Below are 16646 nucleotides of genomic sequence, written 5' to 3'. Positions count from 1 at the left end.
TGATCCTTGAGCGGTGAGGGGAAGAGCACCGGCTGCCGTGTCGGCGAGCCCTCTTGGCAAGGCAAGGACGCGGCAGCCGGTGCGGGATTCAGTGTGTCCCCTGAAGACTGGATCGCCGGCTCAGATATGACTCAATGGCCTTTTTTTGTGATGTTTGTGCACGAAAGAGGCGTTGATCCGACAGGTCTACTGTCAGTTTGGGAATGGCCTGATAGCAATCCGCTGATGGAAGATTTAGCAGGGTCTGGCAGGCGCGTTGGCCCGGAGCGCTGGCCGGGCGACAGGGTGCAGGCCCGTGCCAAGCCGTTCAATAATGTGAAAGGTTCAGTGATCCCCTCCAAATGGGCGATAATCGGCAGATGGCAATCCAACTGAAAACCCCTGAAGAAATCGAAAAGATGCGCATCGCCGGCCGCCTGGCGGCCGAGGTGCTCGACATCGTCGCCCCCCACGTCAAGCCCGGTGTGACCACCGAAGAGCTGGACCGCATCTGCCACGACCACATCATCAATGTGCAAGGTGCGATTCCGGCCAACGTGGGCTACCGCGGGTTCCCCAAGACCGTGTGCGCCTCGGTCAACAACGTCATCTGCCACGGCATTCCCAGCGAAGCCAAGGTGTTGAAGGACGGGGACATCGTCAACATCGACGTGACCGTCATCAAGGACGGTTGGCACGGCGACACCAGTCGCATGTACTACGTCGGCACGCCGTCGGTGATGGCAAAGCGCTTGGTGGAAACCACCAAGGAAGCGATGTGGCGCGGCATCCGTGCGGTCAAGCCAGGCGCGACGCTCGGAGACGTGGGCCACGCCATCCAGGAATACGCCGAGTCCGAGCGTTTTTCCGTGGTGCGTGAGTACTGCGGCCACGGCATCGGCAAGGTCTATCACGACGAACCGCAGGTGCTGCATTACGGCCGTCCGGGCCAGGGCCTGGTGCTCAAGGCCGGCATGACCTTCACCATCGAACCGATGATCAACGAAGGCACCCGTTACACCAAGGTGCTGCCCGATGGTTGGACCGTGGTGACCAAGGACCGCAAGCTCTCGGCGCAGTGGGAACACATGATCGCGGTGACCGAAGACGGTGTGGAAGTGCTGACGCTGTCGCCAGCCGAATCCGCGCAGGCATGAGTCAACTGCCGGCGGGCCTGGTCGATAACGTACCGGACGCGCCGGCAGATTCTGCCGGTGATGCACAGTGGGCCGCGCAGGCGCGGCAGTCACTCGCACACACCGATGCTGGCTTGAGTAAACGCTTCGAGCAGGGCGACAACGTCGAGCGCCTGCTTGGCGTGCGCGCGCGCGCTGCCGATCAGCTGATCCGCGAAGCGTGGCAGCGCTGCATTTCCGGCGATGCCGGCTTGGCGCTGTTTGCAGTGGGCGGCTACGGACGCGGTGAGTTGTTCCCGCGTTCGGACATCGACCTGCTGGTGCTCGGCGAATCTGAGATCCAGCAGGCGCACGAAGCGGCGCTCGCACGCTTGTTTGCGTTGCTGTGGGACGCCGGTTTGCCGGCCAGCCATGCGGTGCGTTCAGCGGCACAATGCGCGCAGGCTGCCGCCGACCAGACCGTGCTGACCGCGCTGATTGAAGCGCGCCCGTTGTGTGCTGACGCGACGGCGCAGCATGGCTTGGCGCGCGCTGTGTCGCCGAGTCTGATCTGGCCGCCACGCGAATTCTTTCTGGCCAAACGCGATGAGCTGTTGCAGCGCCATCAGCGTTTTGGCGACACCGCCGACAATCTGGAACCAGACATCAAGGATGGCCCCGGCGGTCTGCGTGATCTCAATACGCTCGGCTGGATGGCGCTGCGCGCGTTCGGCGTGAGCAATATCGACGCACTGGTCGGCCTGGGCCACTTGGGTCTGGACGAAGCCGCCGCGCTCAAGCGCGAGCGACTGGTGCTCGCGCGGCTGCGCTTTGGCCTGCATCTGGTGGCGCAGCGCGCTGAAGAGCGGCTGCGTTTCGACTACCAGAAGACGTTGGCTGCGCGCATGGGTTTCGGCGACGACGTCGAAAGCCTGGGCGTGGAAAAAATGATGCAGGGCTTCTATCGCAGTGCGGCGGTAATTCGTCGTATCAGCGACCGCCTGCTGCAGCGCTTTGAAGAACAGTTCGACGGCGAGGCAGCACCGGAGTCGGTGGGCGATGGATTCTCGCTACGACGAGGTTATTTGTCGGCTGATGATCCGCTGTGGCCGCACGGCGATGTGCGCAGCATCTTCGCGCTGTTTGCCTGCTGGGCGCGTACCTCGGATGTGCGCGGCCTGCACTCGATGACCGCGCGCGGCCTGGCAGAAATGCTGGATGAAATTCCTGCCTATACGCAGGTGGACGAGGTAGTGCGCGACCAGTTCATGGCGCTGCTGCGTGGCCCGCGTGCGGTCGATACCTTGGCGCGCATGGCCCGCCTCGGCGTGCTTGGGCAGTGGATTCCGGCGTTCGCGCAGGTGTCCGGGCGCATGCAGTTCGATCTGTTCCATGTGTACACCGTCGATCAGCACACGCTGATGGTGCTGCGGAACATCGGCTTGTTTTCCTCCGGGCGTCCGGACGAGCGTTTTTCCATCGCCCATGAAGTGTGGCCGCGCCTGCGCAAGCCGGAACTGTTGCTGTTGGCCGGCTTGTTCCATGACATCGCCAAGGGCCGCGGTGGTGATCATTCCGAACTGGGTGCGGTGGATGCGCGCGAGTTCTGCGTCGCCAATGGTGTGAGCAGTTCCGACACCGAGCTGGTGGCCTGGTTGGTGGAGCAGCACCTGCGCATGTCGGTGACGGCACAGAAGCAGGACATCACCGATCCGGATGTGATCCACCGTTTTGCCGCACTGGTCGGCGACCGTGATCGCCTGGATTATCTGTATCTGCTGACCTGCGCCGACATCGCCGGCACCAGTCCGAAACTCTGGAACGCATGGAAGGATCGGCTGCTGGCCGACCTGTATTTCGCTACCCGCCGCGCGCTGCGCGAAGGTGTCGAGTTCGCTTTGCCCGAAGCCGAACGCGTGCTGGAAGCGCGCGACAACGTGCGCGAACAAATGAACCTGCTTGGTTACGCCGATGCGGTGATCGACCGCCAGTTTGCGGCGATGCCGGATGAAAGCTTCGTACGTTTCCGTCCCGAGCAATTGGTGTGGCAGGCCGCGTCGCTGGTGGAGATCCGCAAGGGCGGCACGCTGGTGAAAGTGCGCCGGATCACCCCGGAAAGTGACGCGCTGGAAGTGTTCGTGCATTCGCCGGATCGCGATGGTTTGTTCGCCGCCATCGTGATGACGCTGGACCGCGCCGGTTACGGCATCCATCGCGCTCGCGTGCTGGACGGCCCGGACGACACCATTTTCGATACGTTTGAAGTCACGCCGGTCGGCAGCTTTGCCGACGGCGACACCGCGCGGCTGGAAGCGGCGCTGCGCAAGGCGCTGGCCGGCAATATCCAGATCCTGCGCCCGGCGCGGCGGGTGATGCCACGGCAGCTGAAGCACTTCCGCTTCGCGCCGCGCATCGAGTTCCTTGAATCCAGTCAACGCGATCGCACCGTGTTGAATCTGGTAGCGCCTGATCGCCCTGGTCTGCTAGCCGACGTGGCGCATGTGCTGCGCGACCAACGGCTGCGTGTGCAGGACGCGCGCATCGCCACATTCGGCGAACGCGCCGAGGATCAGTTCCAACTGACTGATCGCCACGATCAACCCCTTACTGAAACCTCCAGGCAGGCACTGCGCGACGCGTTGATGACTTGTCTGGAACCCGATAGAACGCCTGGAGACCCCCACTGATGGCCACCAAGAAGCCTGCTGCCAAGAAGCCCGCCGCAAAGAAGAGCACGACCGCCAAGCCTGCTGCCAAGCCGGTTGTGAAAAAGGTCGTCGCCAAAAAGGCGCTGGCACCGGTCAAGGCCGCAGCGAAGCCCGCAGCCAAGCCGGTCAAGGCGCCGCTGAAGAAGGCGGCTGCCGCCAAGCCGAAGGCGGTCAAGCCGACCGCTACTGAAGCGTTGGGTGCACGCAGCCTGCGCAAGCCGCCTGCACCGGGCGTAGCGGAAATGAAGTTCAGCATCGAGAGCGCGTTCGAGCGCCGCGCGATGTTGACGATGGACGAGATCGAAGGCTCGACCCGTCCGCTGGTGAACCGCGTGATCGATGGTTTGGAGTCCGGTGAATTCCGCGTCGCCGAGCCGGATGGCAACGGTGGCTGGAAGGTCAACGAATGGTTGAAAAAGGCAGTGCTGCTGTACTTCCGCGTCAACGACATGACCGTGATGGAAGGCAGCCCGGCACCGTTCTGGGACAAGGTGGAGTCGCGCTTTGAAGGCTACGACGAAACCCGCTTCCGCCAGGCCGGCGTGCGCGTGGTGCCCGGTGCGATTGCACGCCGTGGCACACACTTCGGCAAGGATGTGGTGCTGATGCCGAGCTTCACCAACATTGGTGCGCATGTGGGCGAAGGCACCATGGTCGATACCTGGGCGACGGTCGGTTCCTGCGCGCAGATTGGCAAGCATTGCCACCTGTCCGGCGGCGCCGGCATCGGCGGCGTGTTGGAGCCGCTGCAGGCCAGCCCGACCATCATCGAAGACCATTGCTTCATCGGCGCACGTTCGGAAGTGGTGGAAGGCGTGGTCGTCGGTCACCACAGTGTGATCGGCATGGGCGTGTTCCTGAGTCAGAGCACCCGCATCTACAACCGCGCTACCGGCGAAGTCACTTACGGCTATGTGCCGCCGTACAGCGTGGTGGTCAGCGGCTCGCTGCCGTCCAAGGACGGCACGCATTCGCTGTACTGCGCGGTCATCGTCAAGCAGGTGGACGCGCGTACCCGCAGCAAGACCAGCGTGAATGACCTGTTGCGTGGGTTGGCGGACTGAATCTTGCCGGAGGTGCGGCGCCCTGTGTTTTTCCTTCTCCCGCTTGCGGGACTGCAGCCCCTTTCCGGGGGAAGGTGCCCCGAAGGGGCGGGCGAAGGCGCAGCGCTCTGTTCTTTTTCCTTCTCCCGCTTGCGGGAGAAGGTGCCCCGAAGGGGCGGATGAGGGGAATGCTTTTGCTCTACGGGCTTTAAAGGCGCCCTCACCCCCAGCCCCTCTCCCTTAAACGGGAGAGGGGAGTACATCATTGCGAGCTTTGGATTTCAGAATGACCACGATCTACGGACTCAAGAACTGCGACACCTGCAAGAAAGCCACCAAGTGGCTGGACCGCTTCAACGTCGCTTACACCTTCGTCGATTACCGCGACAACACGCCCACTCCGGAAACCTTGATCGAGTGGGGGAGCAACGCCGGTGGGCTCGAAGCGCTGATCAACAAGTCGTCGACCACATGGCGACAACTGCCGGACAACCGCAAGGGCGCCGCGACCGATGCCGAATGGAAGCTGTTGCTGCGTGAGTACCCGCAGTTGATCCGACGTCCCGTCGTCATCACCGACGATGGTGAGTTCAGCCAAGGCTTCAGCGACAACGGTTTCAAGAAGCGTTTCAACATCGACTGACATCCCCGGTAGGCGCGGCTTCAGGCGCAAAACCACTGACAACGTATCAACCAGGGAGCCTCGCCGCTCCCAATCAAGGCCCCCATGAGCGACGTATTCGACCTGACCTGCGACCTGATCGCACGCCCCTCGGTGACGCCGGAAGACGCCGGCTGCCAGCAGTTGATCGGTGATCGTCTGGCGGCGACAGGCTTCACCTGCGAGCACCTGCGCCTGGGTGACGTCGATAACCTGTGGGCCACGCATGGCACCGGTGCACCGGTGCTGGTGTTGCTTGGACATACCGATGTCGTACCGACCGGCCCGGTCGACACCTGGGCCAGCGATCCCTTCCAGCCGCAGGTGCGCGATGGCGTGCTGTACGGGCGCGGTGCGGCCGACATGAAAGGCAGCGTCGCTGCATTCGTGGTTGCAGCCGAACAGTTTGTTGCCGCACATCCGGATCATCCGGGCACGCTGGCGGTGTTGCTGACCAGCGATGAAGAAGGCGATGCCATTGATGGCGTGCGCCACGTCGCCAGGTTGTTCCGTGAGCGCGGGCAGGGCATTGATTGGTGCATCACCGGCGAGCCGTCCTCCACTGCGAAACTGGGCGACCTGCTGCGCGTGGGGCGTCGCGGCAGTCTGTCGGCCAAGCTGCGGGTCAAGGGCGTGCAGGGCCACGTTGCGTATCCGGACAAGGCGCGCAATCCGATTCATCTGGCGGCGCCGGCCTTGGCCGAACTCACCGCGCGGCATTGGGACGATGGTTACGAAAGTTTCCCGTCGACCAGTCTGCAGATTTCAAACATCAATGCCGGCACCGGCGCCAACAACGTCATCCCGGGCGAGCTGCAGGTGATGTTCAACCTGCGCTACAACCCGCATTGGAGTGCCGAGACGTTGGAGGCGGAAATCACCGCGCTGCTGGATCGCCACGGTCTGGACTACGAGCTGCAGTGGCACCGCAGCGGCGAGCCGTTCTACACGCCGGAAGGGCGCCTGCGCAGCGTCGCGCGCGACGTGCTGGCTGAATTCGCGGGTGCCGCGCCGGAAGAAAGCACCGGCGGCGGCACGTCCGACGCCCGCTTCATCGCGCCGTTGGGCGCGCAGTGCATTGAAGTGGGGCCGGTGAATGCCAGCATTCATCAGGTGGATGAAAACGTGCGGGTGGCCGATCTTGAATTGCTGCCGGATCTGTATCGCAAGTTGATCGAAAAACTGCTCGCCTGAAGTCTGCCGGTGCGAGGCTGCTGAAAACGCCGCTGCGATTCAAGTGATGATTCCTGTCCGGGGAGCTTGATGCGGCGGCGGGGAAGCCGCCGGTCCGCACTCAACGATCACTCAGCTCCCAAGGCGCACGCAGTGGCGTGTCGATCAACTTCGTATCGGCTTCCGCTGCCGCAGAAGCAAGCAACGTCTCGCGCAACCAGCGGTGCGCCGCATCGGCGTCGTGGCGGGGGTGCCAGGCTGCATACATGGAGAAACCGGGCACTTCGATTTCCCTCGCAGCTGCGACGCATGGTTTCGTTGGAACCCGACTGGCGCGGCATGATCATCGCGCTCAACTCATCGTCGATCTTCATCGGCATTTCGCTGGGATCGGCTATGGGCGGCTATATCGCCGATCATCAGGGCTTGCAGATGCTGGCACCGCTTTCGGCGCTGTTGACGTTGCTGGCAATCGGCGCCCTGTTCACCTCGCAGCGGCTGCAGAAGCGCTTGCCCGGCTGAGCAGCAGGCAAAAGTGCGGCCATGTGGCGGCCATGCTGATTCACCTGCTGTGACTGTACCTGCGGCTGATTGGGGACAGTGGCCATGAAAAGTGGGTTTCCGCCACGAAGCAGACAGGTTGTTGGGTTCGGAATATCCTCGGAGTCGTCAAGGAAAAGCATCGTGATGACGCCGCCGCTACTTCCGCGACCGTTGCTGCTTGCGATCCGATGGACGTTGGCTCCGTAGGCCAGGACTGCAGACGCCGATACGGCTTTCGATCAAACGACGGGCGCACGCTTTCGCAGTCCAGTCCAACTCCGTCGGCGAACGTAGCCCATGAACATCGCGCCGATTGGAGCCGGTGAAGAGCAATTCGTACCGGTCCATTGCTCGGATCGGACAGCCATGGTGGCAGTTCCATCACAACGGCAATGCCAATGGTGCGACGAGGAAATGGATCGCTCCGCGCACCCGAAAATTTTCGGCATTCCGAAGAGGTATCGCTGAGTGTTGAGCCGTCGTCGCGGCGAGTGGTGACATTCCTGAGTCTGAGACGAGAGGAAACCATGAACATATCCCGTCGCAACCTGATGCAGGGGGCCGTGGCAGGCCTGGCCGCCGCCATGGGCGCGCGTGCTGCCCCGGCTTCACTTGCCGAAGCCAAGGCGCCATCGGCTTCCATCACCGCTGCTGCCGTTGCTCCGGTAGTGAGCCGCTCGCTCGACATCATCAACCTGGATCTCCTCCAGGAGCAGGCAAGGTTGGTGATGACCGCTGGCGCGTATGCGTTTGTCGCAGGCGCCTCCGGTGCCGAATGGACGTTGCGGGAGAACCGCCGTGCCTTTGATGATTTCCCGATCCTGACGCACCGGTTGGCCGGTATCGCCGCCAGCGATATCGATCTTGGGATCGACCTGTTGGGGCATCGGCTGCCGTATCCGATCATCGTGGCCCCGGTCGGGGCACACACCATGGTTCACCCCGATGGCGAAGTGGCGACTGTCACCGGTACGGCTGCGGCCGGCACGCTGTATCAATCGTCGGGAGCATCGGCCAGGCCGCTGGAGGAGATTGCAAACGCCACGCTCGGGCCGAAATGGTTCCAGTTGTATTTCAATACGGACGTCGGTGTGACCCGCAGCCTGCTTGAACGTGCCCGCGATGCCGGCTATTCCGCCATCATCATCACCGCCGATGCAATCGGCCCAGGGAACAACGAAACTTTCATTCAACTCGGGAAGCCATTCCCACCCGGGTTTACCTTCGGCAATCACGATCCGCGTCATGGTGGCGGCGGGGATTTCCGCAGCCAGAAGATAGACCTCACACCGGAGGACATCGGCTTCGTGCGTGAGGTGACCGGGCTTCCGGTCATCATCAAGGGCATCCTGCGTGCGGGCGATGCGGACACGGCCATCAAGGGGGGAGCGGCGGCGATCCATGTGTCCAACCACGGTGGTCGGCAACTTGATGGTTTACCTGCAGCGATCAGCGTGCTGCGCGAGGTCGTGCAGGTGGTTGACGGGCGCGTGCCGGTGATTTTCGACAGTGGCATTCGCCGTGGCATTGATGTGTTCCGGGCGCTGGCACTCGGTGCCGATGCCGTGGCGATCGGGCGGCCAGTGTTGTTCGGCCTGGCCGTTGGTGGCCCGCAGGGCGTGCAGAGCGTGCTTGAACACCTGCGCGACGAACTCAGCGTGGCGATGCTGCTGGCGGGGGCGAAGTCAGTCAAGGATCTATCGCCTGACTATCTGCGCACCTGAGTACTTTTGTGCCGCCACGACAAGCGCGGCACGAGCGGGTCTTTCGGCATGAAACGCCGCGGAAACACGGGTTAATCTAAGCAACAATCAACCCGAACGCAGCCAATGCGGCCGCCGCTTGCCGGTGCGAGATCACCGCTTTCTTGAAGTGCTTGGCGTCCATCACGTTGAGCCCGGTGATGTCGGTGTCGCGCAGGTCGGCGCCTTCAAAGCGGGTCAGTCGGGTTTGCGCGTTGCGCAGGCTGCCGCCGTTGAAGACGGCGTCGCGGAAGTCGCAGCCGGACAAATCGGCATCGGAAAAATCCATGCCTTCCAGCTGCGCTCTGCGGAACGACAAGCCGCGCAGATCGGCGCTGACCAGCAGGCAATCGCGGAATTCCAAGGCCCAGCCGGTCACTTCCTGCAGATGCGCGCCGGTCAGTTTGCAGTCCTTGAACTGCACCGACGAGAGCGTTGCGCGGCGCCAGTAGCTGTTGTTGAGGTCGCAATGGTCGAAGCGCGAATCGCTGAGTTGGGCCGAGCTGAAATCACACTGGCCACCACGGCATTTGTTCCACTGGCTTTCTTCCAGCGACGCGGCCAGCCAGCGTGCACCGGCCAACGAACACTGGTTGAACTGGAAGCCATCCATGTCCAATCGCGAGAAATCGCCGCCGTCCAGAATGCAGGATTCAAACACTGCCGCACGCGGATGCGCGGTGACGATGGCCTGCATGCGCTCGCGGGTGATGGTTTCATTGCGGAACGTGGAAGTACTCATGGTGCTGAAATCTGCTGCGGTTGACGCGCCATTCTGGGCGACATCAAGCGGATGATGCAGTCTTGTTGCGGCCGCGATTGTGTGTGCAGCGCAGGCAACGCCACTACTCGAAGATGAAGAACGGCGGCGCGATGGCGTTGCGCCAATACGATTCCTGCGCCAGATAGAACTCCTGCGCGTTGGCCCGCGCAAACCATGCAGCCGCTGCATCCACATCCTTCTCCATGCCCTTGCCGCCCCGGCCCAGGATCAGGCCGCTGAAGTATTGGCCATAGACATTGCCTTGCTCGCCGGAACGCTGATACCAGCGCAACGCCTCGGCCTTGCTTTCGACCACGCCGATGCCGGCTTCATGCAGTGCGCCCAGATCAACCTGCGCTTCGGCGTCACCACGCGCGGCTTGCCGCTGGATGCGTGCGATGGCCGCGTTCGACGACAGCGCGATCGCAATAGGGCTGCCTGCCTTGGCCGAACCGCTGGTTGCTGTGCGCAGTGCGTCCAGTTTGTACAACTCGCGCTGGTACACCGCCGAGCGCAACCGCCAACGCAATGCGCCCGCCAGGTCGCCTTGTCGCGTGTACCACTTCTCCAGGTCGTGCATCGCATAAGGCGAGCCGTGGTACGCGGCGCTCTGGTACCAGCGGAAAGCCTTGCGCGGCGATGGCTTGAGCACCACGGCCTCGGGCTTCTGCGGCTCGTCGCTGCTGTCCAGACGGCCGCGTTCCAGAATGGTGCCGAGCCGTTCTTCGGCACTGGTGGTGTGGTGGGTGCGCGGCGTGGTCGCGGCGGCGCGCGCGTACCAGTCCAGCGCACGCGGGTCGTTCCAGGCCTGGTACATCCTGGCCACGCGCATCGCCGAGTCGAACTGACCATCCGCCGCTGCGGCCAGCGCATCGCGCTCGGTGTCACTGATCGGCCGGGTTGGCGCGGTCGCGCCGCAGGCAGTCAAGATGAACAGGGAAAAGGTGCAGAGCATCACGCGGGGTGAGAAGAGGGTCATCCATGAGGTCCGGGCGAGGAGGCCGGCGATTATCAGGGAGCGCGCCGGCCCGCTCGCTGAATCTGTTGCCAAAGCAACAGTTGCGTGGCTGCTGAAACCGGGATACGGTCGGCGCCATGTCCTCGTTCCTGACCACCGCCGTCAACAATAACAACCGCAATAATCTGCGCGCGAATAATCGTGCGCGGCCACTGCGGGACTGCGACCAGAGCTAGAACAGGCAACACGCTCAGGACACCAGAAAACCCGCATCGGTCGATGCGGGTTTTTTTATGCCGGGCGGGAACACCAAACGGCTCCAGTGTCTGGTCGCCGTTGCTTCGAATGTTTGTCCCCACAAAATCCCAGGAGCTTTCCCATGTGTTCCATCTTCGGCATTTTCGGCCTGCAACCCGGCGACGACCTGCAGGCATTGCGTCGTCAGGCGCTTGATCAATCCCAGCGTCAGCGCCATCGCGGCCCGGACTGGAGCGGTGTGTATGTAGATGCAGGCGCCATCCTGGTGCACGAGCGCCTGGCCATCGTTGACCCGTCCGGCGGCTCGCAGCCGCTGCTGTCCGAAGACGGCGAATTGGCACTGGCCGTCAACGGCGAGATCTACAACCACCAGGAGCTGAAGAAGGAACTCACCCAGCCGTACGCGTTCCAGACCGGCTCGGATTGTGAAGTGATCAACGCGCTGTACCGGGAGGACGAACCGGCCTCCTACCTCAACCGTCTCAACGGCATTTTTGCCTTCGCGCTGTGGGACAAAGCCAAGCGCCGGGTGATCATCGCCCGCGACCCGATTGGTGTGGTGCCGCTGTATTGGGGCCACGACAAGCAGGGCCGCCTGTGCGTGGCCTCCGAGATGAAATCGCTGTCGGACACCTGCGCTGATGTGGCGCAGTTCCCGCCGGGCCATTGGTATGACAGCAGCACCGACACGCTGACCAAATACTACGAACGCCCTTGGCGCGACTACGACGCGGTGGAAGGTGTGGATGTCTCGCTGACCGAATTGCGCGAAGCCTTCGAGCGCGCGGTGCATCGCCAGTTGATGACCGACGTGCCGTACGGCGTGCTGCTTTCCGGTGGCCTGGATTCGTCGCTGGTGGCCGCCGTGGCCGCGCGTTACGCACGCCATCGCGTTGAAGATGGCGGCCAGAGTGAGGCCTGGTGGCCGCGTCTGCACAGTTTCGCCATCGGCTTGAAGGGTTCGCCGGATCTGGCCGCAGCCAAGGTGGCGGCAGAAATGCTGGGCACCGTGCACCACGGTTTCGAGTACACCTTCGAGGAAGGCCTGGACGCGCTGCCGGAAGTCATCCGTCATGTGGAGACGTACGACGTCACCACCATTCGCGCGTCCACGCCGATGTTCCTGCTGGCGCGGCGGATCAAGGCGATGGGCGTGAAGATGGTGCTGTCCGGCGAGGGCAGTGACGAAATCTTCGGCGGCTACCTGTATTTCCACAAGGCACCGAACGCGCGTGAATTCCACGAGGAACTGGTGCGCAAGCTCGATGCACTGAACAACTACGATTGCCTGCGCGCCAATAAATCGATGATGGCGTGGGGCGTGGAGCCGCGCGTGCCGTTCCTGGATCGCGAGTTCATGGACGTGGCGATGAAGATGGATGCGCGCCACAAGATGGTGGACAAGGCCAGCGGTCGTATCGAGAAGGCGGTGCTGCGCGAGGCGTTTGAAGGCTATCTGCCGAAGGAAATCCTGTGGCGGCAGAAGGAGCAGTTCAGCGATGGCGTTGGCTATGGCTGGATTGACGGCTTGAAGGCGCATGCCGAAGCGCAGGTCAGCGACCGCGTGCTGGCGGCCGCCGACAAGCGCTTCCCGTACAACCCGCCGCAGACCAAGGAGGCGTACTACTACCGCCACTTGTTCGAGCAGTTCTTCCCCAGCCGTGCTGCGTCGGAAACGGTGCCGGGCGGCAAGTCGATTGCCTGTTCGTCACCTGCAGCGATTGCCTGGGATGCCAGCTTCGCCAACATGGCAGACCCGTCCGGCCGCGCCGTGGCCGGTGTGCACGAGCAAGCCTTGGCTGGCTGAGTGGTGCAGCATGGCCCGCAATGATGCGGGCCATGTTGTATGGATTTCATGTGGCTGAAACTTCAATCCAACACAGAAGAGGGAACTCATGCGCTTTCTTTTTCCGCTGCTTTCAAGCCTGTTGTTCATCTGTTCCGCCAATGCCGCGGACGTTGCATTGGAACGGCATTCGCTGGGGAGCTGGGAGGCCGATATTGGCTACAGCGGCATCGTGCGTGATGGCGATACGCTGCATATCTCGGGTATTGCCTGCTCCGGTGCGGACATGTCGGTGGCGGTGGAATCGTGTTATCGCCAGTTGAGTGACATCCTGAAGCGCTTCGGTGTGGATAGCAGCCATGTGGTGAAGGAGACCGTTTTCACCACCGACATTGATGCGTTGATCAAGGTCATTCCGCAGCGCAAGACCTTCTTCACCGACGCGAAGTACCCCGCGGCCAGCTGGGTGCAGGTCAGCCGTCTGTTTGATCGGGGGGCAGTGCTGGAAGTGGAGTGGACCGTGCGGCTCAAGTAAGCGCAGGCCGCGCGTTGTCACTGCGCGGGCAGTTGGGGGAGCGGCGCAGACATTCTTTTGCATCGCTCGCGTTTGCGGGTGATCAGTGATTCTGACCACTTCTTCGGATATGTCTCAAAAACGGTGTCGCGCGTCCTGCCCGCTGCGTGCAGACGAGGATAATCCGCGCGGGTGGTGCTTGGCGCCGCCCGCCTGACAATCCCCCGCATGAGCCTGTCGATATGGACATCCCGCGCTCGGCAATGCTCGCCTCGTTGGCGGCCTTGTCGCATCACCATCGTTTGATTCAACTGCACGGGCCGCACGACGGCCTGATCGTGGAACGCTTTGAGGGCGAAGAAAGCGTCTGCGGCGAGCCGCGCTTTCAGATTGATTGCCTTTCCGTCGATGCCTTGCTGGACATCGATCCGTGGCTGGAACAACCACTGACCTTGCAACTGCGGCTGGCCGACGGCGCGCTGCGGCAATGGCACGGTTTGTGTACGGAAGTCGCGCAACTTGGCAGTGACGGCGGTTTGGCCCGTTATCGCTTGGTGCTGGAGCCGTGGACGGCGTTGCTGCGCTTCCGTCGCAATGCGCTGATCTTCCAGGACAGGGACATTCGCGCCATCTGCGAGCAAGTGTTCGCGGATTACCCGCAGGCGCTGTTCCGCTTCGACGTGCAGTCCGCACTTCCAAAGCGGGCGATCACCACGCAATACCGCGAAACCGATTGGGCGTTCGTTACACGTCTGTTGGCCGAGGCCGGTTTGGCATGGCGCATCGAGCAGACACAGACCGGCGATGCCGCGCACACGCTGGTGGTGTTTGAGCCGGAAGCGGCAATGCCTGGATTGGGCACGCTGCGCTTCCATCGCGCCGATGCTGCAGAAGACAGCGATGGCATCACGGCGTTCAGCGAGCGCCAGCAAGCCACTTAGGGTGTGATCACCTTCGCTGCGCACGAACGGATGCCGGCTTGTTCGACGCTGCTCACCATGCCCACGGCCTTCAGGTCGGCGGCGGTGTCGTTCATGCAGCGCAGATAGAGGCTGCGGTTGCCGTTGGCACTGACGCGGCATAGCCGGTCTTGCGCCTGCACATTGGCGCCGGCAATCAAACCTGGGTTTTTGAACAGCTTCACCCCGGTGTCGCAGGTTCCGATGCGCGCATTGCCGTTGTTCAATACCCAACCTTCGTCGGCAAAGATGGCCAGTGACAGATCGACGATGCGTGCGGAGTCGGTGTTGTCGCTATTGGCTGGTTCCATCAATGCATCGGGAATCAACACACTCTCAAAGTGCGAGAACGAAGAGCCACTGGCAACGGCTGCCGGTGCGTACAGCAAGGCCCGTCCGGCTGCGTCTGCGCCAGCCATCTGCCCGGCTACTTTGCCCAATGACGCAGTGAGGGCAGTGCCCGCATTCAGTGCTGTTGTGATGCGTTGTGCATCGGCCAGGTTCACGCTCACGGTGGGAATGGTGGCTTCGACGCTGGCGTCTTCCGCCATGCCAGGAGCGGTACCTGGATCGCCGGAAGAAGCAACGTTGCCGATGATGGCAGCCACCGCGCCGGCGGTCTGCGCGTTGAAGGCCTTGATCTCGAACGCGCAGGTACCGCGGTTGATGAAGGCGATCTTCCCGGTCAGACTGCCGGCGGGTAGTGCCTCGCAGGCATCAGCGGTATCTGTGCCGGTTGCATCGTTGGCGATGGCTAACGGTCCACTGAAGTTCTCCGGAGTGGCAGCAGGGCCGAACGATGCGGTGCCGAAAAACTGGCTGGCCACTGCAGGCGTGGTGTCCGGGATCGAGAGCACGATTGCCGGGTCCAGCCACAAGGCCGTCTGGGCCTTGGTGTTGGCGCCATCCCAAGCCGGGGCGCCGCGCGTCCGGATGGACGTCGCACGCATGGCGTTGGTCATGCTCGGGTCGTCAAAGCGCTTGCCGGTCAGGTTGTCGAACGCATTGTGTGTGTAGACGTCCGAATAGCCGCGGTACTGGAAAGCACCCGTGCGTTCACCGAGGACGCCGGAGGTGTAGCCGACGAATCCCGAGAAGCCCAGACCATGGCCGATCTCGTGCATCACCACGTCAAGGAAGTTGATCTGCCCGGCGGGTGTTTTCCCATCGAGGCCGTAGTACCAGCCGGACCCGGTCATGCACGCCGTGCCGTTCGGGTTCCTGCCGCCGAGATTGGCATTGAAACGGCTGGTGATGTCCGTGGCAGCTGCAGATAGCCGCTTGCCTTCAATGGCGTTGGCCAAGGCACCGTGGGCGAGCATTCCTGGTTCGGTTGCAGTGGGGTCCTTGCCACCTACCCAGGTAGGGCCTGCCGAGCCGAGCACACCCCCGGTGGCTGTGCATTCAAGGTCCTGGAAGCTGGCGCCAACGCGTGTTTCCACCTCGCTTTGCAGTACCGAGCCCCACAGGTCGGCCGCGAATTGATAGACGAGCCGGCGTTGCTCTCCGACGGTCTTTCCCGGATTGCCGCCTTCGGGCGCACGCGGGCTGGGGTCATTGAGTCCCTTGTTGGCGGGATCCTGGTTAACTGGAGTGATGACGGCAGCCTGAGCCGTTGCGGCGAACAGGCTTGCGCCCACCACAGCACAAAGCAATGAGGTCTTCATTTGGACACCTGCTGCTGGCCATGACCCAGCGGGGCGCCGTTTTCGAGAATGGTAAGGCTGCCGTCGTTGGCGATCTCGGCCGTCAGGGAACTCATCGAGGAGACTGGCAGTTCGGCCGAAGTCATGCCATTTGCATGCCTGCGAAAGGTCTTGGCCGCGTCCGCTTCGGTCTGCGGCATTTTTGCCCAGGCCGCATTGGGTGTGGCGCTGCTACGGCTGGTGGCCATGGTGTTGGCCTTATTGGAAAGGGCCTGGATTTCAGCGTCCGTCAGCGTGCGCAGCTTGCCGGTAGCGGCGTCGATGCCTGCGACCATGCCGCTTTGGGCGGGAGCGGGATGCTGCGGAGTGTCTGTGGGCGCATCGGCGGCGTGTGCGGCAAGGCATACGCCCAGCGCAAGCGAAGACAGCAAAGCGGATCTGGCCAAATTCATTTTTCAAGCTCCCGTAGCAGGCTGAGAAAAGCGAAAAGACAAACGCCCGGGCCAAGCACTGGCAGGATTGAAGCCGGTGTTCTGCGGCGAGGAATTTCGCGTCGGGCGGTGACTGCCTCCCCCTGAAGGCAGGACGAGTCTGCTTGGCTAAATACGGGGCTTCAACGCGCTTCAATGCGCCTCACAAAATGAAATGCGGGCACGGTGGGTACAGTGCGAGGCGGAGATTTTCCGGCGCTGATCTGTGCGGCACGTCGGGAGAGGCATTCGCGTGCAGGCAGGCCAAGGTCTCGCGCGGTAGTGCTGTGCGCTGTCATCGCGGCGCGCTACGCTAGCGCGATGTCTG

16 protein-coding genes are annotated in these 16646 nt (G+C 62.7%); 11 read left to right on the top strand and 5 right to left on the bottom strand.

The window, feature by feature from the left end:
- The first annotated feature begins 93 nt into the window (after positions 1-93).
- The 6 genes from ACREP4_RS02960 (at position 94) to dapE (ending at position 6700) form a co-directional block, all read left to right on the top strand.
- Positions 94-375: a hypothetical protein gene (locus tag ACREP4_RS02960; protein ID WP_431594695.1), complete on the top strand. Its 282-nt coding sequence runs from the start codon at positions 94-96 to the stop codon at positions 373-375.
- Positions 360-1136, top strand: a complete 777-nt coding sequence (gene map / locus ACREP4_RS02955) for a type I methionyl aminopeptidase (protein ID WP_152982680.1) — start codon at positions 360-362, stop codon at positions 1134-1136. The genes ACREP4_RS02960 and map overlap by 16 nt, the downstream gene beginning before the upstream one ends.
- Entirely contained in the window at positions 1133-3781 is a 2649-nt protein-coding gene (locus tag ACREP4_RS02950) for a [protein-PII] uridylyltransferase (protein ID WP_431594694.1), read from the top strand. Before map ends, ACREP4_RS02950 begins: the two co-directional genes overlap by 4 nt.
- On the top strand, positions 3781-4866 hold the full coding sequence (gene dapD / locus ACREP4_RS02945) for a 2,3,4,5-tetrahydropyridine-2,6-dicarboxylate N-succinyltransferase (RefSeq protein ID WP_431594693.1): 1086 nt from the start codon (positions 3781-3783) through the stop codon (positions 4864-4866). The genes ACREP4_RS02950 and dapD overlap by 1 nt, the downstream gene beginning before the upstream one ends.
- Before the next feature lie 265 nt (positions 4867-5131).
- Positions 5132-5488 (top strand): Spx/MgsR family RNA polymerase-binding regulatory protein, encoded by a 357-nt coding sequence (locus ACREP4_RS02940; RefSeq protein ID WP_431594692.1) that lies wholly within the window; start codon positions 5132-5134, stop codon positions 5486-5488.
- Between the two features lie 84 nt (positions 5489-5572).
- A complete protein-coding gene (gene dapE / locus ACREP4_RS02935) occupies positions 5573-6700 on the top strand; it encodes a succinyl-diaminopimelate desuccinylase (protein WP_431594691.1) in 1128 nt (375 codons plus the stop codon).
- Between the two features lie 100 nt (positions 6701-6800).
- Here the strand turns inward: dapE and ACREP4_RS02930 are convergent, their stop codons facing one another.
- On the bottom strand, positions 6801-6962 hold the full coding sequence (locus ACREP4_RS02930) for a hypothetical protein (protein ID WP_431594690.1): 162 nt from the start codon (positions 6960-6962) through the stop codon (positions 6801-6803).
- A gap of 56 nt (positions 6963-7018) precedes the next feature.
- Between ACREP4_RS02930 and ACREP4_RS02925 the strand changes: the two genes are divergently transcribed.
- Both ACREP4_RS02925 and ACREP4_RS02920 read left to right on the top strand, forming a co-directional pair.
- Positions 7019-7201, top strand: a complete 183-nt coding sequence (locus tag ACREP4_RS02925) for a hypothetical protein (RefSeq protein WP_431594689.1) — start codon at positions 7019-7021, stop codon at positions 7199-7201.
- 413 nt (positions 7202-7614) lie between these two features.
- The gene (locus ACREP4_RS02920) at positions 7615-8946 is read left to right on the top strand and encodes an alpha-hydroxy-acid oxidizing protein (RefSeq protein WP_431594688.1); all 1332 of its coding nucleotides are present in this window, start codon (positions 7615-7617) and stop codon (positions 8944-8946) included.
- 76 nt (positions 8947-9022) lie between these two features.
- On the opposite strand, the gene ACREP4_RS02915 is transcribed toward ACREP4_RS02920, so the two are convergent.
- Complete coding sequence (locus ACREP4_RS02915; RefSeq protein ID WP_431594687.1) at positions 9023-9706, bottom strand: pentapeptide repeat-containing protein; 684 nt, start codon at positions 9704-9706, stop codon at positions 9023-9025.
- A gap of 103 nt (positions 9707-9809) precedes the next feature.
- The gene (locus ACREP4_RS02910) at positions 9810-10706 is read right to left on the bottom strand and encodes a tetratricopeptide repeat protein (RefSeq protein ID WP_431594686.1); all 897 of its coding nucleotides are present in this window, start codon (positions 10704-10706) and stop codon (positions 9810-9812) included.
- Between the two features lie 358 nt (positions 10707-11064).
- On the opposite strand from ACREP4_RS02910, the gene asnB reads away from it, so the two are divergent.
- From asnB to ACREP4_RS02895, 3 genes are all read left to right on the top strand, one after another.
- The gene (gene asnB, locus ACREP4_RS02905) at positions 11065-12750 is read left to right on the top strand and encodes an asparagine synthase B (protein WP_431594685.1); all 1686 of its coding nucleotides are present in this window, start codon (positions 11065-11067) and stop codon (positions 12748-12750) included.
- An 88-nt stretch (positions 12751-12838) separates the two neighbouring features.
- On the top strand, positions 12839-13264 hold the full coding sequence (locus tag ACREP4_RS02900; RefSeq protein WP_431594684.1) for a RidA family protein: 426 nt from the start codon (positions 12839-12841) through the stop codon (positions 13262-13264).
- A gap of 221 nt (positions 13265-13485) precedes the next feature.
- Positions 13486-14184 carry a type VI secretion system Vgr family protein gene (locus ACREP4_RS02895; RefSeq protein WP_431594683.1) on the top strand — a complete coding sequence of 233 codons (699 nt, stop codon included), beginning with the start codon at positions 13486-13488 and terminating at the stop codon, positions 14182-14184.
- Here the strand turns inward: ACREP4_RS02895 and ACREP4_RS02890 are convergent.
- Both ACREP4_RS02890 and ACREP4_RS02885 read right to left on the bottom strand, forming a co-directional pair.
- A complete protein-coding gene (locus tag ACREP4_RS02890; RefSeq protein ID WP_431594682.1) occupies positions 14181-15869 on the bottom strand; it encodes a PA domain-containing protein in 1689 nt (562 codons plus the stop codon). The two genes, ACREP4_RS02895 and ACREP4_RS02890, sit on opposite strands and share 4 nt — an antisense overlap.
- Positions 15866-16300: a post-PEP-CTERM-1 domain-containing protein gene (locus tag ACREP4_RS02885; RefSeq protein ID WP_431594681.1), complete on the bottom strand. Its 435-nt coding sequence runs from the start codon at positions 16298-16300 to the stop codon at positions 15866-15868. The genes ACREP4_RS02890 and ACREP4_RS02885 overlap by 4 nt, the downstream gene beginning before the upstream one ends.
- Positions 16301-16646: the final 346 nt, after the last annotated feature.

This window comes from Stenotrophomonas sp., from assembly GCF_050737575.1.
Classification (GTDB): Bacteria; Pseudomonadota; Gammaproteobacteria; order Xanthomonadales; family Xanthomonadaceae; genus Stenotrophomonas.
Note: the sequence above shows the minus strand (reverse complement) of the source record. Positions and strands in the feature narration are given on the sequence as shown.

Bases quoted from the DNA above. Each gene is read 5' to 3' on its own strand.
- map (WP_152982680.1), top strand. From the start codon at position 360: ATGGCAATCCAACTGAAAACCCCTGAAGAAATCGAAAAGATGCGCATC.
- ACREP4_RS02950 (WP_431594694.1), top strand. From the start codon at position 1,133: ATGAGTCAACTGCCGGCGGGCCTGGTCGATAACGTACCGGACGCGCCG.
- dapD (WP_431594693.1), top strand. From the start codon at position 3,781: ATGGCCACCAAGAAGCCTGCTGCCAAGAAGCCCGCCGCAAAGAAGAGC.
- ACREP4_RS02940 (WP_431594692.1), top strand. From the start codon at position 5,132: ATGACCACGATCTACGGACTCAAGAACTGCGACACCTGCAAGAAAGCC.
- dapE (WP_431594691.1), top strand. From the start codon at position 5,573: ATGAGCGACGTATTCGACCTGACCTGCGACCTGATCGCACGCCCCTCG.
- ACREP4_RS02925 (WP_431594689.1), top strand. From the start codon at position 7,019: ATGATCATCGCGCTCAACTCATCGTCGATCTTCATCGGCATTTCGCTG.
- ACREP4_RS02920 (WP_431594688.1), top strand. From the start codon at position 7,615: ATGCCAATGGTGCGACGAGGAAATGGATCGCTCCGCGCACCCGAAAAT.
- ACREP4_RS02915 (WP_431594687.1), bottom strand. From the start codon at position 9,706: ATGAGTACTTCCACGTTCCGCAATGAAACCATCACCCGCGAGCGCATG.
- ACREP4_RS02910 (WP_431594686.1), bottom strand. From the start codon at position 10,706: ATGACCCTCTTCTCACCCCGCGTGATGCTCTGCACCTTTTCCCTGTTC.
- asnB (WP_431594685.1), top strand. From the start codon at position 11,065: ATGTGTTCCATCTTCGGCATTTTCGGCCTGCAACCCGGCGACGACCTG.
- ACREP4_RS02900 (WP_431594684.1), top strand. From the start codon at position 12,839: ATGCGCTTTCTTTTTCCGCTGCTTTCAAGCCTGTTGTTCATCTGTTCC.
- ACREP4_RS02895 (WP_431594683.1), top strand. From the start codon at position 13,486: ATGGACATCCCGCGCTCGGCAATGCTCGCCTCGTTGGCGGCCTTGTCG.
- ACREP4_RS02890 (WP_431594682.1), bottom strand. From the start codon at position 15,869: ATGAAGACCTCATTGCTTTGTGCTGTGGTGGGCGCAAGCCTGTTCGCC.
- ACREP4_RS02885 (WP_431594681.1), bottom strand. From the start codon at position 16,300: ATGAATTTGGCCAGATCCGCTTTGCTGTCTTCGCTTGCGCTGGGCGTA.